Consider the following 24,838-nt stretch of genomic DNA (forward strand, 5'->3'; position numbering starts at 1 on the left):
GTGGTGCCCGAGGTACGCCACCACGTCGGCGAGGGTGCGTAGCCGGACACCGTCATGCACCCTGCAACCACGCTCGGCCAGCAACGGCCGCACCTGCGCGACGCTGCGCGTGATCGTCGAGCGATGCACCCCGAACCACGCCGCCACCACATCGTGGGTCAACCCGTGCCGCAGATGCACCAGCGTGGCCACCAGCCGATCCGGGAACCCGAACCGGTACCTCGCGCCGGCGCCTATGCGGCGACGACGCGCTCGCGCAGCGAGCCGGTCACGATGCTGGGCTTGCCACCGCGGCGCCAGCTCCGCGACCAAGCCCTCAATCACCTGCCGGGACAGCCCTGTCATCCGACGATCCGTCATGATCGCAGCACCAACCATGGCACGATCATCGATGCTCAAGCATCTACAACCGTGCACGAGGTCGTTAAAGATCACCGGGCACAGATCCGGCACAACCGCGAGTGAAAGCGGGTACAAAACGTCGAGAGAAGGCGAGGATCGCGGCCCGGGTCAGAGCGACGACCTGTCCGATTCCGACTGAACTCGACAGCGCTAGCGGGTTAGGGGTTCGAGTCCCCTGGGCTCCACCAGCACTTTCCTTGGTTGATCTCGGGTCCCGATCACAGCCAAGCGGTCACGCCGTCCCTTCCTCGCCCAGCACCCGATCGATGCCGAGGCAGCGTGACGAGCCCGCGCGGGCAGGACGTGCCCGTAGGTGTCGGCCGTCATCCGGATCGTGGAGCGCCCGAGCAGTTCCATGACGCGCCGCACAAGGCGACGGCTGTCCATATGCCCGAGGCCGGCAGCTGTGTGCCGCCGCTACCGTGACGCCCGTGACGACCTACGAGGCGGGCGCAACGGCCGTGGACATCCTGCTCGCCAGCGCCGCTGTCGCCGTGGTCGGGCGTGCTGCCTGGGTGGTCATCAGCAGCCGACGTGCGTCAACGGTTCGGCTGTTCGGGCGGACAGTGCATCACCCCCTGCTGTGGGCCGCAGGGGCAGCGTGCATGGGGTTCTACGCTCTGCTGGGGCTGGGAAACCTCACGGAGGTCACGCCCAGCACCTGGCGCACTCCGAGCCGGTGGATCAGTGCTGTGCTGTTACTGGCCGCGTTGGCTCTAATGGTCACCTACGGGGTCCTTGAATCTCGCGCCAGGCGTCGGATTGGTCGTGAGTAGCAATTTGGGCCGTGACGAGCGCCAGCGTGGCCGTCCGTCGGCGATGTCAGGGCGCTCGGCTGCCGCGCCGCTCCGCGGCTTGCCGCCGGGTACACAAACGTCCAGGCGCGCGGAGAGCCCGCGGCACGGGGTTCGAGTCCCCTGGGCTCCACCAGCACTTTCCTCGGTTGATCTCAAACCCGGTCACGGCACCTTCCGCGGCGCCAGGCAGCGCGCGCTGCCTGACCGCGATGTCCACGTCCTGAGGGACAGCCGTGGTTACAGGGTCTTGACCTGGCCGCCATCGAGGATGAATTCGGAACCGGTGGTGTTGGCGGAGCGGGCGGAGGCAAGGAACAGCACCAGGTCGGCCACCTCGCCGGCCTCGGTGACCCTGCCGGTGCTGATCGCCATGCTCTGCGGCACGACCTCGTCGAGCGCCTGCTGGGCGGTGACACCCGCGCTGGCGGCGACGGCGTGGGCGAAACCGTCGGGCCCGGTCCAGAACGGGGTCCGCACCGGGCCGGGCGAGACGGCATTGACCCGGACACCGCGCGGTGCGAACTCCTCCGACAGGGTCTTGGTCAGGTTGGCGACAGCCGCCTTCGCCGCCGAATAATCGACCACCATCGGGAACGGCAGCCGGGCGTTGATGCTGCTGATGTTGACGATCGTTCCGCCGTTGTCCAGCAGGGCGGGCAGGGCCGCCCTGCTCGTGCGTACGGCGCTGAAGAACGTCACGTCGAACACGCGTGCCCACTCGGCGTCGTCGACGTCGAGGAATCCTGACCGGACGCTGCCGGCACCAACGTTGTTGACCAGCACATCCAGTCGCCCGTACGTCGACAGCGCGGCGTCGACGAGCCGCTGCGGGGTATCCGCGTCGGTGATGTCGGCCAGCACCACGGTGGCCCCGCGCGCAGCCTGGGCGTCGAGCTCCGGCGTGCTCGTGCGGCTGCTCGCCACCACGTGCGCACCCTCGTCGAGCAATGCCGCCACGGTGGTGAGACCGATGCCCCTGCTTGCGCCGGTGACGATGGCGACCTTGCCCTGCAGTTCGAGATTCATTACCACTCCTGATTGTTGACTGATCTGTTCCTAATTCGGGCAGCAAAAAGTCAGTCGAGGGCGCCCAAAGCGACCTCCACGGCGTTGTCGAGGAACGCTCGATCCGCGCGGGCCTTACCCATCACCCGGAGACCCTGCAGGAACGTGGTCAGGAACTGGGCCAGCTCCTGCGGTTTCTTGTCCGCCGCGATCTCACCGCGGACCCGCGCCCGCTCCAACGCCCCGGCCAGGGCCGACTCGATCTGACCCATCGTGCGCGAAACCTGCTGCACCGTTTCCGGATGCGCCGAGCGCTCCGTGGTCGCGTTGACCAGCAGGCAGCCCAGCTCCGGATCGGCCAGGTCGGTCTCCACCAGCTCCAGGAGCACCGCCCGGAGCGCAGGACGCACCTGCTCCGCCCGGTCCAACACCTCGATCAGCCCCGCCGCGTGGCGCTGGCAGTAACGGCGAAGCGCCAGCGCGTAGAGCTGCTCCTTGGATCCGAACGCCTTGTACAGGCTGCCGCGGGCGATTCCGAGGCCCTCCACGAGATCCTCCGTCGAGGTCGCCTCAAACCCCTGACGCCAGAACAACTCCATCGCACGGTTCACCGCCGTGTCGATGTCGAACGTCCTTGGCCTGCCCATGCGACAACCATAGAGGTAGGGAACTGATCAGTCCACAACTGTGGGGCAGTCACCCGTGGCGGCGTTCGGCGACATCGGTCAGACCATTGAGTGGATGCTGAATGCCGGTGCCTGCTGCGGTCGGTTGTCGCCGCCCGTCCACAAGGTGCGCCAGGTGTGAGCGGAAGACCCCCGTGGTCGGGCACGGTCAGCCCTCGGATCAGCTCGCCCCACCGTGGTCGGGTCGGGCCTGCGGCAGGTGCTCCACCAGCTTGGTGAGCGCGCCATTGGCGAAGGTGGCACCGAGCGCGGACCCGGCCCCGATGGTCCAGCCGACCGGTCCGAGCGGGGTGCAGCCGAAGAACTGGCTCACCCCCGGCGTTTGCACCACCACGACCAGCACCCCCAGCGACGCCGCCGTGGACGCCAGCACCGCCGGGCTGGTGCCGCCGGCCAGGATCGTCTGGCCGAGCTGGGTGCCGACCAGGGAGACCAGCGCGACGGTGCCGGCCCGCTGACGGCGGCCGGTGTACCGGGCCAACGTCCAGCCGGCGGTCGCGCCCAGCGTGGTGGCCGCCGCGCGCAGCCCGATCTCCCTGGTGAGCGTCTCTCCGAGCGAGGCGTCCGGGCCCTCCCGGAGCAGGCCGTCAGTGCGGTCCGCCGCGGGCGGGCGGATCGCGATGGCGAGCGCCGGCGCCAGGTCGGTGAGGAGGTTGACCAGCAGCAACTGCCGTCCGGTGAGCGCGGAGCGGCCGGTCGCCGCGGCGGTGAGCACGCTGAACGCGATCTCGCCGAGGTTGCCGCCGACCAGGATGCTGAGCGCGTGCCGCACCGACGACCACATCGCCCGCCCCTCGACCAGGGTGGCGATGATGGTCTCCAGTCGGTCGTCGGTGACCACCAGGTCGGCGGCGGCCCGGGCCGCCGGGGTGCCCCGCTGGCCGAGGGCGATCCCGACGTCGGCCAGCCGGATCGCCGGAGCGTCGTTGGCGCCGTCACCGGTCATCGCCACGGTCCGCCCGCACTTCTGCAACGCCTGGATGATCCGCACCTTGTGCGCCGGGGTGCAGCGGGCCACCACGTCGGTGTTGGCCAACCGCTCGGCGAGCGTCTCGTCGTCCAACTGGTCGAGTTCGCCCGCGGTGACCACCCGCTGCTCGTCGTGCTCACTGATGGTGGCGGCGATGGCCTCGGCGGTGGCCGGATGGTCCCCCGTGATCATGATGGTGTGTACGCCGGCCTGCCGGATCCGGCGTACCGCCGGGGCGGCGCTCTCCCGGACCCCGTCCGCGAGGGCGAGGAAACCCACGAAGGTCAGGGCCCGGACGTCCCCGTCGGTGACCTTCGGGTCGTCCACCTCGCACTCGGCGACGGCCAGGATCCGATGCCCGGCCCCGGCCTGGTCGGCCAGCATCCGTTGCAGCTCCGCCCGGCCGGCGTCGTCCAGCGGCTCCTGGTGGCCATCGCTGCGCCGGGCCGAGCAGCGCGGCAGCACCGTCTCCGGTGCCCCCTTGACGCTCAACAGCAGGTGACCGTCGGTCTCCCCGATGCTCGCGTGGTAGCCGCGCGACGGCTCGAACGGCAGCCCGCCCGCCGCCCGCCACCCTGCGGCGCCGGTCTGCTCCACCACCCCGGCCACCGTGGCGCCCCGCCGGACCGCACGGTCGGTCTGGAGCGCCAACTCCTCCGGATCGGCTGCGGCGGGAGTGGCCCGCAGCGCCGCAGCCAGCGTCAACCGGAGGCGATCGTCCAGCCGGTCCACCGCCGCGTACCGGTCACCGACGCCGTCGCCGACCCCGGCGAGCAGCAACTGACCCTCGGTGAGGGTGCCGGTCTTGTCGAAGCAGAGCACATCCACCCGACCCAACGCCTCGATGGTGCGCGGGTTGCGAACCAGCGCCCCGTGCTCGGCCAGCCGCCGGGCGGCGGCCAGCTGCGCCGCGCTGACCAGAAACGGCAGCCCCTCCGGCACCGACGCCACGGCGAGGTTCGCGGCGGTCGCCGCCGTTTCGGCCAGTGGTACGCCCCGGAGCAGGCCAGCGCCGGCCACCGCCACCGCCGAGCCGGCGGCCAACGGGATGGCGGCGCTGGTCAACGAGCTCAGGCGGGCCTCCACCCCGCTGGTCGGTGGCGCCTGCCGGACCAGCGCCAGGCTGCGCCCGGCCTCGGTGTCGGTGCCGATGGCCACCACCACGGCGGTGCCGTGTCCGGCGGCGACGGTGGTGCCTTCGTACAGCATCGAGTGCCGGTCGGCGACGGCGGCGGCGACCACCGGCCGGTCGGTCTTGGCGACCGGCAGCGACTCGCCGGTCAGCGACGACTCGTCCGCCTCCAGCCCCACCGATTCGAGCACCCGACAGTCGGCGGGCACCGAGTCACCCGGCTCGACGGTGATGACGTCCCCGAGGACCAGGTCCTCTGCGGCGACCACCCGCTCGGCGCCGTCGCGGAGGACCCGGGCGGTCACCGCCGAACGGGACAGCAGCTCGGCCAGCGACCGTTCGGTGTTTCGCTCATGCACCGCCCCGATCAGGGCGGACCCGCCGACCACGCCGCCCACCAGCGCGGCATCGACCAGCGAGCCGAACGACGCGGAGAGCACCGCGCCGGCCGCCAGCACCGGGGTGAGCGGGTTCGCGAGCTCGTCCACGAAGGCACGCAGCAGACCACCGCTTTCGGATGCGTGGTCGCCGCTCGGGCCCTGCCCGTCCTGTCGGCGCTGCGCCTCAGCGCTGTCCAGCCCGTCCGGTCCGGTGCCGAGCCGGCCGAACACGGCGCCGACCGGCATCAGGTGCCAGGCGGTCGCCACCGGCGCCGGAGTGTCCGACCGGTCCGGCAGCCGCCGGGCCCGCCAGACGCCGTGCGCGAAGGCCAGCCCGGCCGCGCCGTTCACGGCGCCTATCGACCGGCCGGGCAAATGGGTCGGGGCGGCGGTGAACGCGCCGAGCGCCCCGAGACCGGTGCCGGCCATGGCCAGTCGAACGTTCTGTTCGGTCATGCGCCGGGCCACCCCGGTCGCCTCCACCATCAGCGCCACCGTCCGGAGGTCCGCGCCGACCAGCAGGTGCGCGCCCCACGGCGGCAGCTCCTCCGGAGCCGACACCCCGAGGCCGCAGTCGGACGCGCCCAGCGCCGACCGGTCCCCGGACACCAGCATCACCACCGCCCCGTCGCGCTGCAACGCACGTACCGAGTCGGTCAACTGGTCCCCGCCGGGCAGCATCGTGTCGGCGAAGCCGTACCGCTGCTCGTCACCGCCGGCCACGACCAGCCGCAGGCCGGCCTGCCGGGCCGCGGCCGGCAGGCTGTCGACACCCGGCGCGGGCTCCGGTTCGACCCGGAGCAGTGCGGCGAGCCGGTCGCCATGGGCCAGGCCGAGCAGCTGACCACCGGCCGCCCGCAGCCGGTCGCCGTCGGGCGTGTCGTCAGGATCGCTGGGGGGCAGTTGGTCCAGTGGCCCGAGCCGCCAGCCGTCCGCCGCCCGTGAGCCGGCCGGATCAGCCGGGTCGAACAACGCGAACGCCCGCTCGGCCACCTGCTCGACGTCCACGTCCCGCGCCGGGGCCAGGTCGGCCAGCACACCCCGGTCCGAGCCGAGCACCGCGGCGTCCAACACCAGCGTGTCGATCCGGTCGAGCTCGCGCAGCACGCTGCGGTCCATCGCGATCACGCCGCGCCGGGCCAGGATCCGGCCGAGCTGAGCGGCGTACCCCTCGCGTCCACTGCCGGGGGCCTTGGGCAACGCGGACAGGCCCAGCGCGGCGGCCCGTTTGGGGCCGGCGAAGGGCATCGCGGCAGCGGCAGCCGCCGCGCCGGCGGCCAGCATCCGGCTGATGTACCGCTCGACCGGGCCGTCCGGCTTGGGCCGGGGGCGTTCGACCACCGGCCACCGGGCGGTGGCGCGTTCCGGGTCGCCGGTCAGCCGTGGCTCGGCCCGTTCCCACGCGGCGAGCTGCGCCCGCGCCTCGCCCCACTGCACGATGCGTTGAGCGCCGTCCAGGACTATCCCGGCCCAGCCTCCGGCCAGGCCCTGCACCACCGCTTCGGCGAGCGGAAAGAGGATGTCGGCGCGCGGATCGGCGCGTAGGCCCCGGGCGGCGAATGCATGCAGCTTGGGTTGCAGGTCCACCGCGGTGAGCAACCCGGCCACCTCGGCGGGCACCGGCGTGAACGGCAGGATCCGGGTGGCCGCCGAGATGGTCAGGCCCAACGCGTCCGAGGCGAGCGCACCGAGGGTGCGGGGAGTTCGGGGCCCCTCCTCCGGTGGGTGCGGCGGCGGGATCTCCGGGTCGGGCTCGTGGTCACAGGTCTTCTCGACCCGGGCGATCGTGGCGATCAGGTCCGGCAGCTTCGGCTCGGGTGCCCGCACGGCCACCACCACCCGGCCGGACGGCGCGTTGACCCGGGCCCAGGCGACCCCCGGCATTCGCTCCAGCGCGCCCTCCACCTGCCGGGCCAGCCGGTCACCGCCGTCCTGGCAGACACCGTGCACCTCGATGTGGTGCCGGCCGGGCCGGGACCAGACCCGACGCCGGGTCAGGCCGGCCGTCCGGGCCAGCCGGGTCGCGGCCGAGCCCACGGTCCGGGACGCCTCGCCGACCAGATTCGGCAGGCCGAAGGACGGCAGGAGGCGGCCGACGGCCCGGCCCGCCGCCGTCATCGAGGCGTACGACTGGACGGACGCCGGCCCGACTCCCCGTAGCTGCTGCTCCCACCCACGCCCATCGTCGCCCTCCCGCCGCCTCGCGTCCGGCGGCCTGGCTTCCCGGCCTGCCATCCGTTATGCCCCGCGAGCAGCGGAACTTTCCGCAGGCGGCGGCGCATGGACGGGGTGGGCGGTGGAATCCGGCGAACGTCAACGGATACGGGGAGGCCGAATGAGCACGCTGACGCGACACCTCAACGGCGCGCAGGAGAACGTCCGGACGTACGGCCGGCGGGTGGAGGTGCCGATGCTGGGTCAGGTGGCGGTGCCGCCGCCGGACCGGATCGCGTACTACGCCGGGCTCGGGGTGCTCGCCGCACTCCAGGTCATTGAATGGCCGCTGGCCCTGGTGATCACCGCCGGCCACCTCCTGTCGGACCAGCACTTCTCGGGACTGGTACGAGGCGTCGGGGAGGCGCTGGAGAACGCTTGACGAGAGCCGGGTCACACCGGTTGACCTGAATCCGGGTTGAGGTCGCAGGCTGGGCGCATGCCGCGCACACCTCTGGGGACCCGCCCGCCCGACGCCCGCTCGGCGGGTGCTCGGTGACCGCCACCGTCGTACCGGCCCCGCCGGGGCTGTTCGCGCCCCGGCTGCGCGCGATGACGGTGGGCAGTGTCGCGCTGATCTCGCTGCTCGCGTTCGAGGCGCTGGCGGTCGGTACGGCGATGCCGACCGTCGCCCGCAGCCTGGACGGGCTGGCGCTGTACGGCATCGCCTTCGGCGGCCCGTTCGCCGCGGGTGTGCTGGCCATGGTGGTCTCCGGTATCTGGTGCGACTCGCGTGGGCCTCGGGGGCCGATGTGGCACGGCGTCGCCTGGTTCGTGGTCGGACTGCTGATCGCCGGGACCGCCCCCGTGATGGGTGCGCTGGTCGTCGGCCGGGTGGTGCAGGGGTTCGGCTCCGGGCTGCTCTCGGTGGCGCTCTACGTGATCGTCGGGCACGCGTACCCGGAGGAGCTGCACCGGCGGATCTTCGCCGCGTTCGCGGCGGCGTGGGTCGTACCGTCGCTGGTCGGGCCGGCGCTGGCGGGCTTGATCGTCGAGTACCTGGGCTGGCGGTGGGTCTTCCTGGCGGTGCCGGCGGTGGCGGTGCCGGCCGTGCTGTTGATCCATCCCGGCCTGCGGTCGCTGGACCGGACTGTGCCGACCCGGCCGGCGGCGGGCGCGGCGGCCCGCGTCGGCTGGGCGTGCGGGGCGGCGGTGAGCGCCGCACTGCTGCACATCGGGGGACAGCAGCGCGGTGCCGCCGCCGTGGTCCTGATCGCGCTCGCGGTGACCGGCCTGCTGGTCTGCGCTCCGCGCCTGCTGCCGCCCGGCTTCCTGCGGGCGGCCCGGGGCCTGCCCACCGTGGTCGGGCTGCGGGGTCTGGCCTCGGCGGCGTTCGTCGGCGCCGAGGTGGTCATCCCGTTGATGCTGTCCCGGGAGCGGGGTCTGTCGCCCACCGCCGCCGGGCTGGTTCTCACGGTCGGGGCGGTGGCCTGGTCGGTGGGCTCCTGGGTGCAAGGCCGGATTCCGCTGCCGGCCTCCCGCGCGAGCCTGCCGCGGTCCGGGTTGAGCTGCATCACGATCGGCACCGCCACGGTGGCGCTGGCCGTCCGGCCCGAGCTGCCGGTGGCCGTCGCGGTGCTGGGCTGGGCGGTGGCCGGCCTCGGCATGGGGTTGCTCTATCCGTCGCTGTCGGTGCTCACCCTGGAGCTGTCCGCCCCCGGGGAGCAGGGCCGGAACAGTTCCTCGCTGCAGCTGGGCGACTCGCTCTTCGCGGCGACCGTGCTGGCGCTCACCGGCGCTGTGCTGGCCGCCGGGAGCGCGCCGGGCCCGGCCAGCTACACGGCGACCCTGGTGGTGGCCGCCGGGTTGGCGTTGCTCGGTGCGCTGCTGGCCGGCCGGGTGGTGGTTGGCGGGAGGGCGCGGCCGGGCGGGTGATCCGTGGATTCGGCGGCGTCCGGCGCCGGTGGGCCGGGAGGATGGCGGGCGATGAACTTCCTGACCGTCCTTCCGTTGGCCGTGGTGATGGTCGCCGGGACCCAGTTGGTCGTGGCGGTCTTCCTCGCGTCGTCGGACCGTCCCCGGGCAGCGTCGCTGGGCTTCCTCGCCGGCGCCGGGCTGGTGGTCGCCGCCGGGGTGACGGTGGCGTGGCTGCTCGTCCGGCTGGTGGGCCGCCCGGCCGCCGATGCGACGGCCGTCGCGGGCCGGCTCGATCGCGGGCCCGTCATCGACCTGGTGGTGCTCGTCCTGCTCGTCAGCCTGGCGGTGGTGGTCTGGCTGCGTCGGAACCGGGCCGGGCAGCCGAAGTGGCTGGGGAGCATCGGGCACGCCGACCCCGCCTGGGCGTTGCGACTGGGCGCGCTGCTCTTCGTGGTGACGCCCACCGATGACCTGACCATGGCCGCCGTCGGGGCGAGCGTGGCCCGGCACAACCTGCCGTGGTGGCACCTGCTGCCGTTCGTGCTGTTCACGGTGACGTTGCTCGCCCTGCCGCTGCTGGCGCTGCTCCTGCTCGGGCGGCGCGCGGCACGGGTGCTGGCCCGGATGCGGGAGTGGGCCCAGGGGCACGCCTGGGTGGTCAGCGAAGTGTTGATCGCGTTCTTCACGCTGCTGACCGTGCTGGACCTGATCCGTTCGAGGTGAGCCGCCGCACACCCGGTCACGGGCCGTGCCGGGTCGCCGTCAACAGCGGGTGGCCCACGGGCGGCGCGGCCGCGCCGGACGGGTCGATGGGCTGGCGGATGCCGTGGTTTCGCGGCGGGACGGGAGGACGGGATGAGGGTTCTGGTCACCGGAGCGAGCGGTCGCCTGGGCCACGCGGTGCTGGCCCGGCTGCGCGACGACGGAGTCACCATCCGGGCGACCAGCCGACGGCCGCGTGCCGGCGGCGAGGTCGAGTGGGTGGCGACCGACCTGGCCACCGGGGAGGGGCTGACCGAGGCGGTGGCCGGGATGGACGCGGTGCTGCACCTGGCGTCCGCACCCCAGGGTCGGCGGACCTACCAGGTGGACGTGCTGGGCACGCGTCGGCTGGTGGTCGCCGCCGGCGCCGCCGGTGTCCGGCACCTGGTGTACGTCTCGATCGTCGGCGTGGACCGGGTCCCCATCCCGTACTACCGGCACAAGCTCGCCGCCGAGCAGGTGGTCGCGGCCGGCCCGGTGCCGTGGTCGGTGCTGCGGGCGACCCAGTTCCCGCAGTTCCTGGACGACATGCTGACCGCCAGCGCGCGGCTGGGGCTGGTGATCGGCGACCGCGCGGTGCTCGCCCAGCCGATCGACCCGGGCGAGGTGGCGGCGCGGCTGGCGGCTCGCCTGGTCGCCGGCCCGCTGGGCGGCATCGAGGAGTACGGCGGGCCGCAGGTGCTCCGCTTCGACGAGGCGGTCCGCGCCTGGCGGGAGGCCCGGGGATCACGCCGGCCCCTGCTGCCGGTGCGGATCCCCGGCCGGCTGGGTCGTGAACTGCGCGCCGGCGGCCTGGTCACCGAGGTGCTGCCCCGAGGCGTTCGCACCTGGGCCGACCACCTCGCTGACACGTACGGGGGAACCGGGCGGAGATGAGACGTACACCGGTTCACGTTCGTCTTACGGTGACGCTATGTTCGCAGTCGTCACCACCGTGATCCTTTATGTCTTCGGCTTCGTCTTCCTCTACGGCGTGATCCGGCTGGGTGTCCGGCACGCGCTGGAGGACGTGGAGCTGTTCCGAGCCAAGGCCCAGCGCGCCGAGGAGTTGGCCGCCTCCCGCGACCGCACCTTCCTGCGCGAGAACGCCTTCCTCGCCGGCAGCTGAGCCGCCGGTCGGCTCGGCCCCGGACGGGCGGGGCCGCGTGGCGGCTCGGGATCGTGGGACGGTTCGGGAGTCGCCGGGCGGTTCGGCGTGGCGGGTGCGAGGATCGCATCCGTGATGGGAACGCTGAAGACCGAACCGGCCCGTGCCCGACTGGACCTGCTCGCACCGCCGGTGGCGGAGGCGATCGCGCAGTGGCCCGCCGACGCGCCGATGGACGTCGACGAGGTGCTGGTCGCCCCGATCGACGCCGATCTCGCCGACACGGCCGCGTTCTGCGCGGCGTACGAGGTGGGGCTGGACGTGTCGGCCAACTGCGTGGTGGTGGCCGGCAAGCGCGAGGGTGTGGTCCGCTACGCGGCCTGCATCATCCTGGCCACCACCCGTGCCGACGTGAACGGAGTGGCCCGCCGGGCGCTCGACGTGCGGAAGGCGAGCTTCGCTCCGATGGACGACGCGGTCGCGCTCACCGGCATGGAGTACGGCGGCATCACCCCGATCGGGTTGCCGGCGCAGTGGCCGATCCTGGTGGACTCGCGGGTGATCGCGACGCCGCACGTGATCATCGGGTCCGGCGTACGGCACAGCAAGATCGCGCTTCCCGGGCCGGCGCTCGGCGTGCTGCCCGGCGCGCAGGTGGTGGAGGGCCTGGCCCGACCGGCCTGACCAGGCACCCGCATCGATACCGTTGCACGTGAAACATCACGCCGGTCGATGCCGGGTGCCTGGCCGGCTGCGGCCTGACTCAGTGCGAGTGTGCTCCGGACTCGCGCTGCTCGACCTCCGCCAGCGCGGCGAGCAGCGTCTGGGTCTCCTGTGCGCCGGTGACCGCGTACTTTCCGGCCAGCACGAAGGTCGGCACGCTGGTGACGCCCAACTCCCGCGCGGCGGCCAACTCGGCGGCGATGTCGGTGGCCCGCTCGTCGGAGTCGAGGAACCTGCGCACGTCGGCGGCGTCCAGGCCGATGCCGCCGGCCACCGTGGCCAGGGCCTCGTGGGAGCCGACGTCGACGCCCTGGGTGAAGTACGCCTGATAGAGCGCCTCCACCATGTCGGCGGCCCGGCCGTGGTCGGTCGCGTATGAGACCAGCCGGTGCGCGTCGAAGGTGTTGGCGGCCACCGCCCGGTCGAAGTCGAGCCGGAGCCCGTCACCGGCCGCGATCCCGGTCACGTGGGCGAACATCTGCCGGGCCCGCTCCGGGCCGCCGAACTTGGCGGCCATCGCCTCCATCAGCGGACGGGGCTCGGCCACCGGCGACGGATCGAGTTGGAACGGCCGGTAGCGGACGGTCACCTCGCCGTCGTAGCTGGCGAGCGCCTTCTCCAGCCGGCGCTTGCCGATGTAACACCACGGGCACACGACGTCCGCGTAGATCTCGATCTCCATGATCGGTGCCAACTCCCTGGTCAGCCGATCTGTTCCCGTACCTGGCGCTTGAGCCGGCCCAGGATCGCGGTGCCGCCGCGCACCCGCAGCGGGCTGATCGCCTGCGCCAGGCCCATCCGCTGGTAGAGGTCGTCCGGCACGGCCAGCACCTCCTCGGCGCTCGCGCCGGCCAACCCTTCGGCGAGGATCCCGGCGAACGCCCGGGTGGTCGGCGCCTCCGGTGGGCAGTCGAAGAGCGTCTCGACGACCCCGTCCGGCGTCACCCGGGCGCGCAGGAAGAACGCCGTCTGGCACTCCGGCACCTGCTCCATGCCCTCGCGCTCGGCGGCCTCCACCGGGAGCGGCGGGATGACGTCGGCGTACTCGAGCAGCATCTCCAGCACCAGGTCGCGCGGCGCGGAGGCGAACTCGTCGACGATCTCGGCCAGTCGGGCCGGCATGTCAGCCATGCGTCGAGGCTACCGCTGTTAATAGGGGCCCCTTCCTCTACCTGAGGCGATAGGAAGGGGCCCTTCCTTACACCGTGGGGGACTGCTCGCTGATCTCGCTGAGGGCGCTCGTCGGGTCGAGCTGCATGGCCAGGTCGCCGAGCGAGACGATGCCGACCAGTTTGCGGTCGGTGTCGCAGACCAGCACCCGGCGGATGCCCCGGTCCCGCATCAACGCCGCCGCCTCGCCCGCCGTGCAGTGCTGCTCGATCATGACCACCTCGCGGGTGACGATCGAGCCGATGGTCGTGGCGGCCGGCGAGATGTTCTCGGCCACCGCCCGGACCACGATGTCGCGGTCGGTGAGCATGCCGGCGAGGCTGGCGCCGTCGGTGACCACCACGTCACCGATGTCCGCCTCCTTCATCACCCTGGCCGCCTCGTCCAGGGTGGTCTCCGCCGGCAGGTACACCACCTGCTTGGTCATCACGTCGCTGACCCGGTAACCGGTCATCAGAGCCTCCGAAGACGTATCCACCCGATCGAACTGCGGTACCCCGTGCCGCGGTGGCTACACCACGGTCCCACGTTCCCGGCGTACCTCGTCGACCAACCGTTCCACCAGACCGTCCAACGGCAGCTCGGTGCGCCCGTCGCCGGCCCGCTCGCGCAGCTCGACGTACCCGTCGGCCAGCCGTCGGCCGACCACGACGGCGCGCGGCACACCGATCAGCTCGGCGTCGGTGAACTTCACCCCGGCCGAGACGTGCGTCCGGTCGTCGACCAGCACCCGCAGGCCGGCGGCCGCGAGCCGCCCGCCGAGCTCCAGCGCCGCGTCGAGCTGCGGCCCCTTGCCCGCCACGACCAGGTGTACGTCACACGGCGCGACCGCCGCCGGCCACACCAGCCCCCGGTCGTCGTGGTGCTGCTCGGCGATCGCCGCCACCGCCCGCGACACCCCGATGCCGTAGCAGCCCATGGTCGGCCGGACCGGCTTGCCCGCCGGACCGAGCACGTCGACCGCGAACGCGTCGGTGAACCGGCGGCCGAGTTGGAAGATGTGCCCGATCTCGATGCCCCGCCGGATGGTCAGCTGGCCACCCTCGCAGGTCGGGCAGGGGTCGCCGGCCCGTACGTCGGCCGCCTCGATCGTGCCGTCGGGCGTGAAGTCCCGCCCGCAGACCACGTCCGTCGCGTGCCGGCCCGGCTCGTTCGCCCCGGTCAACCAGGCCGAGCCGGGCACCACCCGCGGGTCGACGAGGTAGCGGATGCCCAGCTTGTCGAGCAGTTGCGGCCCGATGTACCCGCGAACCAGCTCGGGATGGTCGGCCCACTCCTCGAAGACGGCCACCTGGGCCGGGTGCAGCGCGGCGTCCACCCGCTTCAGGTCGACCTCCCGGTCACCAGGAACGCCGACCACCAGCGGCTCGGCCCGGTCCGCGCCCGGCAGACGGACGGCCAGCACGACGTTCTTCAGGGTGTCGGCGGCCGTCCAGCCGTCCCGGCCACCCAGCCGGCGCGCGTTGGCCAGCTCGACCAGGCTGGCGATCGTCGGGGTCTCGGGAGTGTCGTGCACCTCGACGGCCGGCTGCGCGGTCGGGTCGCCGGCGGCCGGCACCCGGGTGGTGACCGCCTCGGTGTTCGCCGCGTAGTCGCAGGCGGTGCAGCCGACGAAGGTGTCCTCGCCGACCGGCGTCGCGGCCAGGAACTCCTCCGACGCCGAGCCGCCCATCGCCCCGGACATCGCGTGCACCACCGTGTAGTCCAGGCCCAGCCGGTCGAAGATCCGCTGGTACGCCGCCCGGTGCCGCCCGTACGCGTCCCGCAGCCCCGCCTCGTCCAGGTCGAAGGAGTACGCGTCCTTCATGAGGAACTCCCGGCCGCGCAGCAGACCGGCCCGCGGCCGTGCCTCGTCCCGGAACTTGGTCTGCACCTGGAACAGCGTCACCGGGAAGTCCCGGTACGAGGTGAACAGGTCCTTGACCAGCAGTGCTGCCAGCTCCTCGTGGGTGGGTGCCAACAGGTACTCGGCGCCGCGTCGGTCGGCGAGGGTGAAGATGTCGTCGCCGTACTCCGTCCACCGGCCGCTGGTCCGGTACGGCTCCGCCGGCAGCAGCGCCGGGAAGTGCACCTCCTGGTCGCCGATCGCGATCAGCTCGCCGCGTACCACCTCGGTGATCCGGTCCAGCACCAGCTTGCCCAGCGGCAGCCAGGTGTAGCCGCCCGGCGCGGCGCGGCGGATGTAGCCGGCGCGCAGCAGGAGCCGGTGGCTCGGCACCTCCGCGTCGGCCGGGTCCTCGCGCAGCGTTCGCAGCAGCAGGGTCGACATGCGTAGCAGCATCAGCGCAGCCTACGACCGGTGCGGCGGGATGAGCGATCCATTTCGACGCTGATGTTCCGCGTGATCGACTCGGTTTTCATGATGTCGGGGTATCCCGTTCGTGGGGATGCCCCGGTTTCCGGGATCCCGAGTGGATCAGCCCCGGTGCGGCGAGGTCAGCGCCGTTTGGCAGCGGTGACGAAGGCTCGCCAGGACTGCGGGTCGAAGGTGAGCACCGCACCGGCCGGGTCCTCGCTGTCCCGCACACCGACGACGCGGGCCGGGCCACCCCGAGCGCGACTGATGACCTCCGCCACGTCATCCCTGCGGGGGCACCAGCGGCCGGGTCTCCGGTGACAGACTGGTCGCCGCAGGCAACGAATGGCGTGAGGGGAGCGCGGGTGCGCTGGCGCAGTTTTGTCGCGGTCGGGGACAGCTTCACCGAGGGTATGGACGACGCGTACCCGGACGGCACCTACCGAGGCTGGGCCGACATGGTGGCGACCCGGCTCGCCGCCGAGGCGGGTCCCGACTTCCGGTACGCCAATCTGGCCATCCGCGGTCGGCTCTTCCCCAGCGTGGTCGCCGAGCAGGTGCCCGCCGCGGTGGCCATGAAGCCCGACCTGATCAGCTTCGCGGCTGGCGGCAACGACGTGCTGCGCCGCACCTTCGATCCGGACACGCTGGTCGCCCGCTTCGACGAGGTGGTGCGGCAGTTGCGTTCGGGCGGCGCGGACGTGCTGCTCTTCCGGTTCGCCGACGTGATGGCCCGGCTGCCCGGCCAGCGTCTCGTCGCTCCCCGGGTGGAGCTGCTCAACCAGGCGGTCGGCGAGACCGCGGAGCGGCACGGCGCCATCATGGTCGACCTGTACGCCGACGACACCTTCCTCAACCCGATGCTCTGGAGCACCGACCGGCTGCACCTGAGCGAGGCCGGGCACCGACGGGTCGCCGGACAGGTGCTCACCGCGCTCGGCGTCGGCTGCGACGAGGAGTGGCTGATGGTGCCCCCGCACCCCGCGCCCTCTCCGTGGCTCGCCGCCCGCGCGGCCGACCTGCGCTGGGCCGGGCAGCATCTGGCCCCGTGGATCAAGCGCCGGCTGACCGGCCGGTCGTCCGGCGACACGGTCACCGCGAAGCGTCCGCTGCTCGGGCCGATCGTCGACTGAGCGTGCGCACCCTGCACACCGCGCCGCTTCTGCGGCTCACTCCGGATGGCGAGCCGGCGGCGGATCACGCCGTGGTGGTGAGCGGCGACCGGATCGAGGCCGTCGGTCCGCTGGCCGAGCTGAGCGGGGCGTACGCCGGGGTGCGGGTCCGCCGCTGGCCCGGCACGTTGGGGCCGGGTCTGCTGCACGACGGCCCGCTGCCGGTGGCGCCCACCCCGCGCGAGCGGGTGCACGCGCTGCTGCGGAGCGGGGTGACGGCGGTGCTGGCGGAGCACCTTGCGGACCCGGCGCTGCGGGCCGCAGTCGACCGGGGTGACCTGCTGGTGCTGCTGGCGGCCGTACCACCGAGATTGCACAAGGGCGGGCGCGCCGACCTGGCGGTCCTCGACGCCGACGGTGCCTGCCTGGTGACCGTGGTCGCCGGTCGGATCGCCCACCGCCGCGCCTGACCCTTCAGTCACGTGCGCGGCGTCGCACCCGATGGCCGGTCGAGGGGCAGGGTTGCGGCGTACCTTGGGGATCATGTCTGTGCCGAACGATCCTGATCCCCGCCTCCAGTCGTACGCGGACCCGCAGCGGCTGGTCACCACCGACTGGCTGGCCGAGCACCTGGGCGACGAGGGCCTCGTCGTGGTCGAGTCCGACGAGGACGTGCTGCTCTACGAGTCCGGTCACATCCCCGGTGCCGTCAAGGTCGACTGGCACACGGAGCTGAACGACCAGGTGACCCGGGACTATCTCGACGCGAAGGGCTTCGCCGAGATGTGCGCCGCCAAGGGCATCGGCCGAGGCGACACGGTGGTCTTCTACGGCGACAACTTCAACTGGTGGGCCGCGTACGCCCTCTGGGTCTTCTCGCTCTTTGGGCACGCCGACGTGCGGCTGCTCGACGGCGGCCGGCAGAAGTGGATCGCCGAGGGGCGCGAGGTGACCCGCGACAAGCCGTCCCGTCCGCGCGCCGACTACCCGGTGCCGCTGCGGGACGACACGCCGCTCCGGGCGTTCCGCGAGCAGGTGATGGCGCACATCGCCGCGGGTCGGCCGCTGGTCGACGTCCGGTCCCCGGGCGAGTACACCGGCGAGATGCTGCACATGCCGGACTACCCGCAGGAGGGTGCGCTGCGTGGCGGGCACATCCCGGGTGCGGTGAACAAGCCGTGGAAGTCCGCCGCCAACGAGGACGGCACGTTCAAGTCGTCGGACGAACTGCGCGCGATCTACGCCGACCAGCTCGGCCTCAGCCCGGACGACGACGTGATCGCGTACTGCCGGATCGGTGAGCGGTCGAGCCACACCTGGTTCGTGCTGCGGCACCTGCTGGGATACCCGCAGGTGCGTAACTACGACGGCTCCTGGACCGAGTGGGGCAACCTGGTCCGGGCTCCCGTCGTGAAGGGCGACCAGCCGGGCGGCCTCGCCGCCTGAGCGGCCCAACCGTCCCCGCGCGGCCGTTGTCGTCTCGCGGGGACGGTGCTCAGCCAGCCAGTGCCACCACACCGGGCAGGTCGCGGACGATACCGCTGACCTCGCCGGTCTCCGGGTGCCACCGTGCCAGGCCGGCCGGTTCCAGACGGAGGAGCACCGCACCCTCCTTGTCCCAGCCCAGCACCTCGCAACAGCCCTTGGCGCGGTCCCGGCCCAGGTCGAGGACGTGGGAAACAGCGCCGGTGCGGGCGTCCAGCACGGCCACTCCCTCGGCGCCGTCGATCTCGCCGCTGGTGATCCACGCTGCCCGGGCCAGCCGCTCGCCGTGCAACCAACCCCGGCCATAGAACTCGTTGACCTGGTACGGCGCGGGCAGCGCGTCGCCGGTGATCCGCTCTTCGGAGCGGATGGTGCCCTCGCGGGCGGTCCGGCTGCGCAGCATCAGGCCGCCCCGCTCGCCACCCACCTCGACTAGCGCCGCCTCGCGGCCTGCCGCCGGGTCGGGTGCCACGACGTCCCAGGCCGACACATCGATGGTGCTCGCCGCGTCGGTCTCCCGGTCCACCGCGTACGTCCGGTTGTCGCCGCCGACCAGCACCCGGTCGTTCGCCCAGACCACCAGCTCCAGGTAACCGTCGAGCGGGACCCGGCGCACGCCCGCTCTGGTGAGGTCGACCATGACCAGCTCGCTGGTCTGTGCGAAAGCGGCCCATCGGCCGTCCGGCGACAGCACTCCCGGCTTCACGGCGGGCGCCTCGTTGCCGCCCTCGTCCCGGGTGGGCGCCAGCGAAACAACGTCGAGACTGCGCACGACGCCGTCGTCGCCGAGGATCCGGACGGGACCGTCCGCGTGATTCTCCTCGTCCAGAGGCTGGAACAGTGCCAGCGCCCGCTGGACCGGTCGCTCCGACAGCCGCACGGTCGCCGGGCCGCTGAGCCGGGCCAACGGGTCGGGCGGGAAGGGCAGCTCGGCGGGGGCCCGCACCACCGGCGGGGCATGGCTGGGCTCCACGGTCGGGGCCACCGAATGGTCCGGCGGCGGATCCGCGGGCGGTCGCAGGGCGGCCACCGTGCCGCCGCCGATCAGTGCCACGGCCAGGGCGACCGCGCCGACCGCCCATCGGGTACGCCGGGTACGTCGGGCCCGCTCCCAGCCGGCCGCCGCTGGGTGGCTGGGTCGGACGTCCTCGACGCTGACGGTCAGCAGCCGACGCAGGTCCTGCTCGTTCACGGGTTCACCTCCAGGCCGCTGGCCAGGTCGCCGCGAGTCGCCGGCTCCTGGGCCGGTCGGGAGTCCCGGGCGAGTTCCGGGGCCACCTCGCGGAGCCGCCGCAGCGCCGCGTGGCACTGGCTCTTCACGGTGCCGACGGTCACGCCGAGCGCCTCGGCCGTGGCGACCTCGGTCAGGTCCTCGTAGTAGCGCAGGACCAGCACGGCCCGCTGCCGGGGCGGCAGCAGGCCGAGCGCGTCGTGCAGGGTGAGCCGCAGCGCGCCGTCGCGGTCGGGGGCCACCTGCTCCGGCGGGTCGGCGCTGAGCCGTTCCCGCCGCCGGCGACGCCACCACGACACCGTGTCCCGGTAGAGGATGGCCCGCACGTACGCGGCGGGATCGCCGTCGCGGACCGTGGTCCAGCGCAGCGCCAGCTTGAGCAGCGCCTCCTGGAGGAGGTCCTCGGCCTGGTGCCGGTTGCCGCAGATCAGGTAGGCCGCGCGCAGCAGGCGGTGCTGGTGGCTCTCCACGAAGGCGAGGTAGCCGTCACGTCCGTCACTTGCCGCCGGTCCCATTCGCCCACCTCCCGGCCGTCGCGTTCGGCCGTCACCTGGCAGACGCACGGGGAGGGGGAAAAGGTTGGGTCAGCTCTCCGGCTGCCCGGTCAGATAGCGCTGGAGGGTTGGTGCGACCCAGGAAACCAGCTCCTCCGGATCCAGCTCCACCATCGGCGGCAGGCGGACGATGTAGCGGGTGAAGGCGAGGCCGAGGATCTGACTGGCCACCAGGCTGGCACGCCGCGCGGTGGTTGCCGGGTCGGTGCCGAAGGTCGCCACGGCCGCGGTGAGCTGATCGGCGAAGATGCCGCGGATTCGTTCCGCCGCGCCCGGATTGGTGCTGGCGGCCCGGAGCAGTGCCGCCAGCGTCTCGTCGCCCTCCCACCGGGCGAGGAAGTGCCGCACCAGCACCGCACCGAACTGCTCGGGCGGCACGTCGGTCAGGTCGGGCAGCCGTAGGTCGAACTCGGCCGCCGCCGCGAAGAGGCCCTCCTTGCTGCCGTAGTAGCGCATCACCATCGACGGGTCGATCCGGGCGTCGGCGGCGATGGCCCGGATCGTGGCGCGCTCGTACCCGTCCGCGGCGAATCGCTCGCGAGCGGCGCGCAGGATCGCGGCCCGGGTGACGTCCGAGCGGCGGGGCTGGGCGGAGTGGGCGGGCGCTGTCATGTCAACGACCGTATGCCAACGGCTGTTGACACACAATGAGCTGCGCTCTAGCGTTGCCAACAAGTGTTTGCCAACAGCTGTTGGCAACGGTCGTCCGGGAGGTGGCCATGCTGCCCACGCATACCGACGTTCTGGTGGTGGGAGCCGGGCCAACAGGCCTCGCCGCCGCACTGACACTGGCCCGCCGCGGATTCGAGGTGACCGTGGTGGACCAACTCGCCAGCCCGCCGGTGACCTCCCGCGCGGCCGTCGTGCACGCGTACACCCTGGAGGAGCTGGACCGGATCGGCGCCGCGGCGCCGCTGGTCGCCCAGGGGGTGCGGGCGCCGCGCTTCACCGTCCGCGACCGGGACCGGGTGCTGCTGTCGGTCCCGTTCCACCAGCTGCCGTCCCGCTTCCCCTACGCGCTGATGGTCTCCCAGGCGGTCACCGAGGCCGTGCTCACCGAGCGCCTGGCCGACCTCGGCGTCCAGGTCCGGCGGCCGTGCCAGATGTCCGGTCTGAGCCGGACCGCTGACGGGGCGCTCGCGCAGGTCGACGGGGCCGAGGTGCGCGCCCGGTTCGTGGTCGGCGCGGACGGCCTGCACAGCACGGTCCGGCGGCTGGCCGGCATCGGCTTCACCGGCCCCAGCGACGAGGAGTCCTTCGTGCTGGCCGACGTGCGGGTGGACAGCGCCCTGCCCCGCGACGAGGCGGCGCTCTTCCTCGCCCGGTCCGGGCCGCTGATCTGGGCGCCGCTCCCGGACGGGGTGGTGCGGCTGGTCGCCGCCGCGCCGACCGCGCCGGCCGAGCCCGACCCGGCGTACCTCCAGGCGCTGCTCGACGAGCGCGGCCCGACGCGGCAACCCGAACGGGTCACCGAAGTGCTCTGGGGATCCCGGTTCCGGGTGCACCACCGGATCGCCGACACGTTCCGGTCCGGACCGGTGCTGTTGGCCGGCGACGCGGGGCACGTGCACAGTCCCGCCGGCGGGCAGGGCATGAACCTCGGCATCTGCGATGCGGTGGCGCTCGGCACCGCGCTGGCCGATGTGCTCGGCGGCGGTCCGCAGACGCTGCTGGACGACTACACCGCCCGGCAGCGCCCGATGGCCGAGGACGTGCTCAGCTTCGCCGCCGGGCTGACCAGGCTGGCCACCCTCTCCCCGGCCCGCCGGCCGGTACGCGACGTGCTGCTCCGGCTGCTCGGTGCCCTACCGCCGGCCCGGCGCCAGATCGCGCTGCGCCTGTCCGGGCTGTCCCACCGGGAACGAACGCCGGGCTAGTCCCGCAGTGTCCGCCACGCCGCCAGAGTGACCAGTGCGAACGTCCCGGCCGCCGCACCCGCCACCGGCACGGTTCCGTACTCCGCGGCGACCAGCCCGGCCACCGCCGCGCCCACCGGTGCGGTGAGCAGCCCGACCATCCGCTGGGCGGCACCCACCCGACCGAGCAGTCCGCTCGGCACGTGCCGCTGCCCGTACGACGCGCACAGGCTGTTCCACACCACGGTGCCGGCGGCGAAGACGGCCAGCGCGATCCCGCCCGGCACCGGATGCCGGGCCAGCGCGAACCCGGCCAACGCGACGGTCTGCACGGCGAGCACCACGCGCAGCGCGGTCACCGTGCCGAGCCGGGCGGCGAGCCGACCCGACCCGAGCGCCCCGGCCACGCCGCCGACGACCGCCCCCGCGGCGAACAGGCCGTACCCGGCCGGCGGCACCCGCAACACGTCCAGCGCGTAGAGCACCAGCACCGCGAGCAGCCCGCTGATCGCCAGGTTGCTCGCGGCGGCCAGCAGGGTGACCCGCCACAGTGTCCGGTGCCCACGCAGCCACCGCATCCCCTCGACGATCTCGCCCCAGACCGACCCCCGCCGAACTCCGGCCACGGCGTGCGGAGCGGGTATCGGGGTGAGGGCCAGGACGAGCAGGGCGGCCACCGCGAAGGTGACGGCGTCGACGGTGAACGGGAGAGCGGGGGCGGCGGCGAAGAGAACGCCGGCGGCGGGTGCGCCGAGGAAGCCGCCGGCCACCGCCGTGCCCGCCTGGAGTCGGCCGTTCGCCCGGGGCAGCGCGGCCGGCGGCACCAGCGCGGGAAGCAGCGCGAACGAGGCGGCGTCGAACAGGGTGCCCAACGCGGCGAGGAGGAACGCGGCCACCAGCAGCGCCAGGACGCCGGCCCGGTCGAAGGCAACCGCCACGGCCAGCGCCGCTACCACGACGGCGCGGGCCCCGTCCACCAGGGCCATCGTCCGCCGGCGGTCCCAACGGTCCGCGTACACACCGCCGAGCAGGCCGAAGAGCAACGGCGGTAGCTGAGCGACCACGGTGACCGCCGCGATGACCCGGGGATCGTGGGTCATCGTCGCGGCCAGCAGCGCCAAGGCCGGCGTACGCAGCGCGTCCCCCAACCGCGAGGAGACGGCGGCGGACCAGAGCAGCCGGAAATCCCGGCCCAGAACGGAGGAGGTCATGGCGGTGACCGTGCGGGTTCGACTGGGTCGAGGGTCAAACCGCCGGGCGAAAGGGGGACGCACGTGTCGGTGATCATCGGTACGGTGGGCGCCGGCATCGGACCGGGGAGAACTCAGGCGTGGACCACACCTTCCAGGTCGACCTGCGTGGCGTGGTCGACCTGCTCAGTCATCACCTCTACGGCAGCCCGCGGGTCTACGTCCGTGAGCTGCTGCAGAACGCGGTGGACGCGATCACCGCCCGGCGTGCCAGCGAGCCGGACGCTTCCGCGCTGGTCCGCATCGAGCCGCCGGACAGCACCGGCGACGGCACGCTTCGGGTGCACGACACCGGCATCGGCCTCACCGAGGCGCAGGTGCACGAGCTGCTGGCCACCATCGGCCGCAGCTCCAAGCGCGACGAGCTCGGCTTCTCCCGGCACGAGTTCCTCGGCCAGTTCGGCATCGGCCTGCTCTCCTGCTTCCTGGTGGCCGACGAGATCCGGGTGCTCACCCGGCACGGGGACCACCCCACGGTCCGCTGGACCGGGTACGCCGACGGCCGCTACTCGGTGACCGTGGCGCCGCCGGAGGCCGCCCGCCCCGAGCCGGGCACGACGGTCACGCTGGTGCCCCGCCGCGACGCCGACCAGTGGTTCAGCACCCCGACCGTCACCGACCTGGCCCGGCTCTTCGGTTCCCTGCTGCCGGTCACCGTCCGCGTCGGCGACGTGGTCACCACCACCGGTGAGCCACCCTGGCCGACCACGGCGGGAGCGCCGGTCGACCGGGCGGCGCTCATTTCGTACGCCCGGGAGATGCTCGGCGTCGACCCGTTCGACGTGGTGCCACTGAGCGTGCCGGAGGCCGGGCTGACCGGTGTCGCCTTCATCCTGCCCACCCCGGTGAACCCGGCGGCCCGGGCCGGGCACCGGGTCTACCTCAAGCGGATGCTGCTCACCGAGCACGCCGACGGGCTCCTGCCCGACTGGGCGTTCTTCGCGCACTGCGTGGTGGACGCGACCGAGTTGCGCCCGACCGCCAGCCGGGAGGCCCTCTACGAGGACACCCTGCTGACCGCCACCCGGGAGGCGCTCGGCGACCAGGTACGCGGCTGGCTGGTCCGGCTGGCGCGGCACGACCCGCACCGGCTCGCCGAGTTCCTTCAGGTGCACCACCTCGGCGTGAAGGCGTTGGCGCTGCACGACGACGAGATGCTCCGACTGGTCGACCGGTGGTGGCCGATGGACACCAACGTCGGCACGCTCACCCTCGCCGAGTTCCGGGAGCGCTACGGAGTGCTCCGCTACGCGGCGAGCCTCGACGAGTTCCGCCAGCTCGCCGCGGTGGCCGCCGCACAGGACCTGGCGGTGGTCAACGCCGGCTACACCTACGACACCGAGCTGATCGAGCGGCTGCCGACGGTGGACCGCTCGGTGCTGATCGAGCGGCTGGAGCCGAGCGACCTCACCACCCGCTTCGACGGTCTCGACCCGCAGGTGGAGCTGGCCCTGCGGCCGTTCCTCACCGCGGCGCAGCGGGCCGTCGAGCGCTCCGGCTGCGAGGTGGTCATCCGGGCGTACGACCCGGTCTCGCTGCCCGCGCTCTACCTGGTCAGCCGGTCGGCGGCGTTCAACGACCAGCTCGCGGCCAGCCGGGACCGGGCCGACGAGCTGTGGGGCGGAGTGCTCGACGCGCTCGCCGCCACCGCTCCGCCGGACCGCCCGCAGCTGGTGCTCAACCACCGCAACCCGCTGGTCCGCCGGGTCACCATGCTGGCCGACCCGGAGCTGGTCGGGCTCGCCGTCGAGGCGCTGTACGGGCAGGCGCTGCTGCTCGGCCACCATCCGATCCGCGCGGCCGACGCCGCGCTGCTGAACGATTCCTTCCTCGGCCTGCTCGGCCGGGCCGTGCCAGGACGGGAGTGAC

Annotated in this window: 25 protein-coding genes; 12 read left to right on the forward strand and 13 right to left on the reverse strand. The window is 73.1% G+C overall.

Going from position 1 to position 24,838, the window contains the following annotated elements; all coding sequences use genetic code 11:
• On the reverse strand, positions 1-453 hold a 453-nt coding region (locus ABZU69_RS22805), incomplete at its 3' end, for a transposase family protein (protein WP_354966364.1).
• A 380-nt stretch (positions 454-833) separates the two neighbouring features.
• On the opposite strand from ABZU69_RS22805, the gene ABZU69_RS22810 reads away from it, so the two are divergent.
• Entirely contained in the window at positions 834-1,178 is a 345-nt protein-coding gene (locus ABZU69_RS22810) for a hypothetical protein (protein WP_354966365.1), read from the forward strand.
• Between the two features lie 258 nt (positions 1,179-1,436).
• Here the strand turns inward: ABZU69_RS22810 and ABZU69_RS22815 are convergent, their stop codons facing one another.
• The 3 genes from ABZU69_RS22815 to ABZU69_RS22825 form a co-directional block, all read right to left on the reverse strand.
• Complete coding sequence (locus tag ABZU69_RS22815; protein WP_354966366.1) at positions 1,437-2,225, reverse strand: SDR family oxidoreductase; 789 nt, start codon at positions 2,223-2,225, stop codon at positions 1,437-1,439.
• Between the two features lie 50 nt (positions 2,226-2,275).
• Entirely contained in the window at positions 2,276-2,851 is a 576-nt protein-coding gene (locus ABZU69_RS22820; RefSeq protein ID WP_354966367.1) for a TetR/AcrR family transcriptional regulator, read from the reverse strand.
• Positions 2,852-3,050: 199 nt separating this feature from the next.
• The gene (locus tag ABZU69_RS22825) at positions 3,051-7,490 is read right to left on the reverse strand and encodes a cation-translocating P-type ATPase (RefSeq protein WP_354966567.1); all 4,440 of its coding nucleotides are present in this window, start codon (positions 7,488-7,490) and stop codon (positions 3,051-3,053) included.
• A 217-nt stretch (positions 7,491-7,707) separates the two neighbouring features.
• On the opposite strand from ABZU69_RS22825, the gene ABZU69_RS22830 reads away from it, so the two are divergent.
• The 6 genes from ABZU69_RS22830 to ABZU69_RS22855 all read left to right on the forward strand — a co-directional run bounded on the left by ABZU69_RS22830 (position 7,708) and on the right by ABZU69_RS22855 (position 11,976).
• On the forward strand, positions 7,708-7,968 hold the full coding sequence (locus tag ABZU69_RS22830; RefSeq protein WP_354966368.1) for a hypothetical protein: 261 nt from the start codon (positions 7,708-7,710) through the stop codon (positions 7,966-7,968).
• 113 nt (positions 7,969-8,081) lie between these two features.
• A complete protein-coding gene (locus tag ABZU69_RS22835) occupies positions 8,082-9,461 on the forward strand; it encodes an MFS transporter (RefSeq protein ID WP_354966369.1) in 1,380 nt (459 codons plus the stop codon).
• A gap of 51 nt (positions 9,462-9,512) precedes the next feature.
• Positions 9,513-10,166, forward strand: a complete 654-nt coding sequence (locus ABZU69_RS22840) for a GAP family protein (protein ID WP_354966370.1) — start codon at positions 9,513-9,515, stop codon at positions 10,164-10,166.
• 132 nt (positions 10,167-10,298) lie between these two features.
• Complete coding sequence (locus ABZU69_RS22845; RefSeq protein WP_354966371.1) at positions 10,299-11,081, forward strand: NAD(P)H-binding protein; 783 nt, start codon at positions 10,299-10,301, stop codon at positions 11,079-11,081.
• A gap of 37 nt (positions 11,082-11,118) precedes the next feature.
• Positions 11,119-11,313: a hypothetical protein gene (locus tag ABZU69_RS22850; protein WP_354966372.1), complete on the forward strand. Its 195-nt coding sequence runs from the start codon at positions 11,119-11,121 to the stop codon at positions 11,311-11,313.
• A 114-nt stretch (positions 11,314-11,427) separates the two neighbouring features.
• A complete protein-coding gene (locus tag ABZU69_RS22855; RefSeq protein ID WP_354966373.1) occupies positions 11,428-11,976 on the forward strand; it encodes a YbaK/EbsC family protein in 549 nt (182 codons plus the stop codon).
• Between the two features lie 79 nt (positions 11,977-12,055).
• Here the strand turns inward: ABZU69_RS22855 and ABZU69_RS22860 are convergent, their stop codons facing one another.
• The 5 genes from ABZU69_RS22860 to ABZU69_RS22880 all read right to left on the reverse strand — a co-directional run bounded on the left by ABZU69_RS22860 (position 12,056) and on the right by ABZU69_RS22880 (position 15,762).
• Positions 12,056-12,697, reverse strand: coding sequence for a DsbA family oxidoreductase (locus ABZU69_RS22860; protein ID WP_354966374.1), 642 nt, complete (start codon positions 12,695-12,697; stop codon positions 12,056-12,058).
• A gap of 20 nt (positions 12,698-12,717) precedes the next feature.
• Positions 12,718-13,146 carry a SufE family protein gene (locus ABZU69_RS22865; protein WP_089018370.1) on the reverse strand — a complete coding sequence of 143 codons (429 nt, stop codon included), beginning with the start codon at positions 13,144-13,146 and terminating at the stop codon, positions 12,718-12,720.
• Positions 13,147-13,213: 67 nt separating this feature from the next.
• Positions 13,214-13,639, reverse strand: coding sequence for a CBS domain-containing protein (locus ABZU69_RS22870; RefSeq protein ID WP_354966375.1), 426 nt, complete (start codon positions 13,637-13,639; stop codon positions 13,214-13,216).
• 57 nt (positions 13,640-13,696) lie between these two features.
• Positions 13,697-15,466: a proline--tRNA ligase gene (locus tag ABZU69_RS22875; RefSeq protein WP_354966376.1), complete on the reverse strand. Its 1,770-nt coding sequence runs from the start codon at positions 15,464-15,466 to the stop codon at positions 13,697-13,699.
• 155 nt (positions 15,467-15,621) lie between these two features.
• Positions 15,622-15,762 carry a DUF397 domain-containing protein gene (locus ABZU69_RS22880; RefSeq protein ID WP_354966377.1) on the reverse strand — a complete coding sequence of 47 codons (141 nt, stop codon included), beginning with the start codon at positions 15,760-15,762 and terminating at the stop codon, positions 15,622-15,624.
• A gap of 84 nt (positions 15,763-15,846) precedes the next feature.
• Here ABZU69_RS22880 and ABZU69_RS22885 point away from each other — a divergent pair, with 84 nt between their 5' ends.
• From ABZU69_RS22885 to ABZU69_RS22895, 3 genes are all read left to right on the forward strand, one after another.
• Complete coding sequence (locus ABZU69_RS22885) at positions 15,847-16,614, forward strand: SGNH/GDSL hydrolase family protein (RefSeq protein WP_354966378.1); 768 nt, start codon at positions 15,847-15,849, stop codon at positions 16,612-16,614.
• 2 nt (positions 16,615-16,616) lie between these two features.
• A complete protein-coding gene (locus tag ABZU69_RS22890; RefSeq protein ID WP_354966379.1) occupies positions 16,617-17,063 on the forward strand; it encodes a hypothetical protein in 447 nt (148 codons plus the stop codon).
• Between the two features lie 73 nt (positions 17,064-17,136).
• The gene (locus tag ABZU69_RS22895; protein ID WP_354966380.1) at positions 17,137-18,039 is read left to right on the forward strand and encodes a sulfurtransferase; all 903 of its coding nucleotides are present in this window, start codon (positions 17,137-17,139) and stop codon (positions 18,037-18,039) included.
• Positions 18,040-18,088: 49 nt separating this feature from the next.
• Here ABZU69_RS22895 and ABZU69_RS22900 read toward each other — a convergent pair whose 3' ends face one another.
• The 3 genes from ABZU69_RS22900 to ABZU69_RS22910 form a co-directional block, all read right to left on the reverse strand.
• Positions 18,089-19,270 (reverse strand): hypothetical protein, encoded by a 1,182-nt coding sequence (locus tag ABZU69_RS22900; protein WP_354966381.1) that lies wholly within the window; start codon positions 19,268-19,270, stop codon positions 18,089-18,091.
• Positions 19,267-19,824, reverse strand: a complete 558-nt coding sequence (locus ABZU69_RS22905) for a SigE family RNA polymerase sigma factor (RefSeq protein ID WP_354966382.1) — start codon at positions 19,822-19,824, stop codon at positions 19,267-19,269. Before ABZU69_RS22905 ends, ABZU69_RS22900 begins: the two co-directional genes overlap by 4 nt.
• 69 nt (positions 19,825-19,893) lie before the next feature.
• Positions 19,894-20,475 (reverse strand): TetR family transcriptional regulator, encoded by a 582-nt coding sequence (locus tag ABZU69_RS22910; RefSeq protein WP_354966383.1) that lies wholly within the window; start codon positions 20,473-20,475, stop codon positions 19,894-19,896.
• 107 nt (positions 20,476-20,582) lie between these two features.
• Between ABZU69_RS22910 and ABZU69_RS22915 the strand changes: the two genes are divergently transcribed.
• A complete protein-coding gene (locus tag ABZU69_RS22915) occupies positions 20,583-21,740 on the forward strand; it encodes an FAD-dependent oxidoreductase (RefSeq protein WP_354966384.1) in 1,158 nt (385 codons plus the stop codon).
• Here ABZU69_RS22915 and ABZU69_RS22920 read toward each other — a convergent pair.
• Entirely contained in the window at positions 21,737-22,930 is a 1,194-nt protein-coding gene (locus ABZU69_RS22920; RefSeq protein ID WP_354966385.1) for an MFS transporter, read from the reverse strand. The two genes, ABZU69_RS22915 and ABZU69_RS22920, sit on opposite strands and share 4 nt — an antisense overlap.
• A gap of 119 nt (positions 22,931-23,049) precedes the next feature.
• Here ABZU69_RS22920 and ABZU69_RS22925 point away from each other — a divergent pair, with 119 nt between their 5' ends.
• Positions 23,050-24,837, forward strand: coding sequence for an HSP90 family protein (locus ABZU69_RS22925; RefSeq protein ID WP_354966386.1), 1,788 nt, complete (start codon positions 23,050-23,052; stop codon positions 24,835-24,837).
• The last annotated feature ends 1 nt before the right edge of the window (position 24,838 follow it).

It is taken from the genome of Micromonospora sp. NPDC005206, from assembly GCF_040608175.1.
Classification (GTDB): Bacteria; Actinomycetota; Actinomycetes; order Mycobacteriales; family Micromonosporaceae; genus Micromonospora.

Coding starts and splice junctions, on each gene's coding strand:
- ABZU69_RS22860 (WP_354966374.1), bottom strand. CDS start 12,697: ATGGAGATCGAGATCTACGCGGACGTCGTGTGCCCGTGGTGTTACATC.
- ABZU69_RS22895 (WP_354966380.1), top strand. CDS start 17,137: ATGTCTGTGCCGAACGATCCTGATCCCCGCCTCCAGTCGTACGCGGAC.
- ABZU69_RS22830 (WP_354966368.1), top strand. CDS start 7,708: ATGAGCACGCTGACGCGACACCTCAACGGCGCGCAGGAGAACGTCCGG.
- ABZU69_RS22865 (WP_089018370.1), bottom strand. CDS start 13,146: ATGGCTGACATGCCGGCCCGACTGGCCGAGATCGTCGACGAGTTCGCC.
- ABZU69_RS22825 (WP_354966567.1), bottom strand. CDS start 7,490: ATGACGGCGGCGGGCCGGGCCGTCGGCCGCCTCCTGCCGTCCTTCGGC.
- ABZU69_RS22910 (WP_354966383.1), bottom strand. CDS start 20,475: ATGACAGCGCCCGCCCACTCCGCCCAGCCCCGCCGCTCGGACGTCACC.
- ABZU69_RS22920 (WP_354966385.1), bottom strand. CDS start 22,930: ATGACCTCCTCCGTTCTGGGCCGGGATTTCCGGCTGCTCTGGTCCGCC.
- ABZU69_RS22850 (WP_354966372.1), top strand. CDS start 11,119: ATGTTCGCAGTCGTCACCACCGTGATCCTTTATGTCTTCGGCTTCGTC.
- ABZU69_RS22915 (WP_354966384.1), top strand. CDS start 20,583: ATGCTGCCCACGCATACCGACGTTCTGGTGGTGGGAGCCGGGCCAACA.
- ABZU69_RS22905 (WP_354966382.1), bottom strand. CDS start 19,824: ATGGGACCGGCGGCAAGTGACGGACGTGACGGCTACCTCGCCTTCGTG.
- ABZU69_RS22815 (WP_354966366.1), bottom strand. CDS start 2,225: ATGAATCTCGAACTGCAGGGCAAGGTCGCCATCGTCACCGGCGCAAGC.
- ABZU69_RS22845 (WP_354966371.1), top strand. CDS start 10,299: ATGAGGGTTCTGGTCACCGGAGCGAGCGGTCGCCTGGGCCACGCGGTG.
- ABZU69_RS22870 (WP_354966375.1), bottom strand. CDS start 13,639: ATGACCGGTTACCGGGTCAGCGACGTGATGACCAAGCAGGTGGTGTAC.
- ABZU69_RS22820 (WP_354966367.1), bottom strand. CDS start 2,851: ATGGGCAGGCCAAGGACGTTCGACATCGACACGGCGGTGAACCGTGCG.
- ABZU69_RS22840 (WP_354966370.1), top strand. CDS start 9,513: ATGAACTTCCTGACCGTCCTTCCGTTGGCCGTGGTGATGGTCGCCGGG.
- ABZU69_RS22855 (WP_354966373.1), top strand. CDS start 11,428: ATGGGAACGCTGAAGACCGAACCGGCCCGTGCCCGACTGGACCTGCTC.
- ABZU69_RS22875 (WP_354966376.1), bottom strand. CDS start 15,466: ATGCTGCTACGCATGTCGACCCTGCTGCTGCGAACGCTGCGCGAGGAC.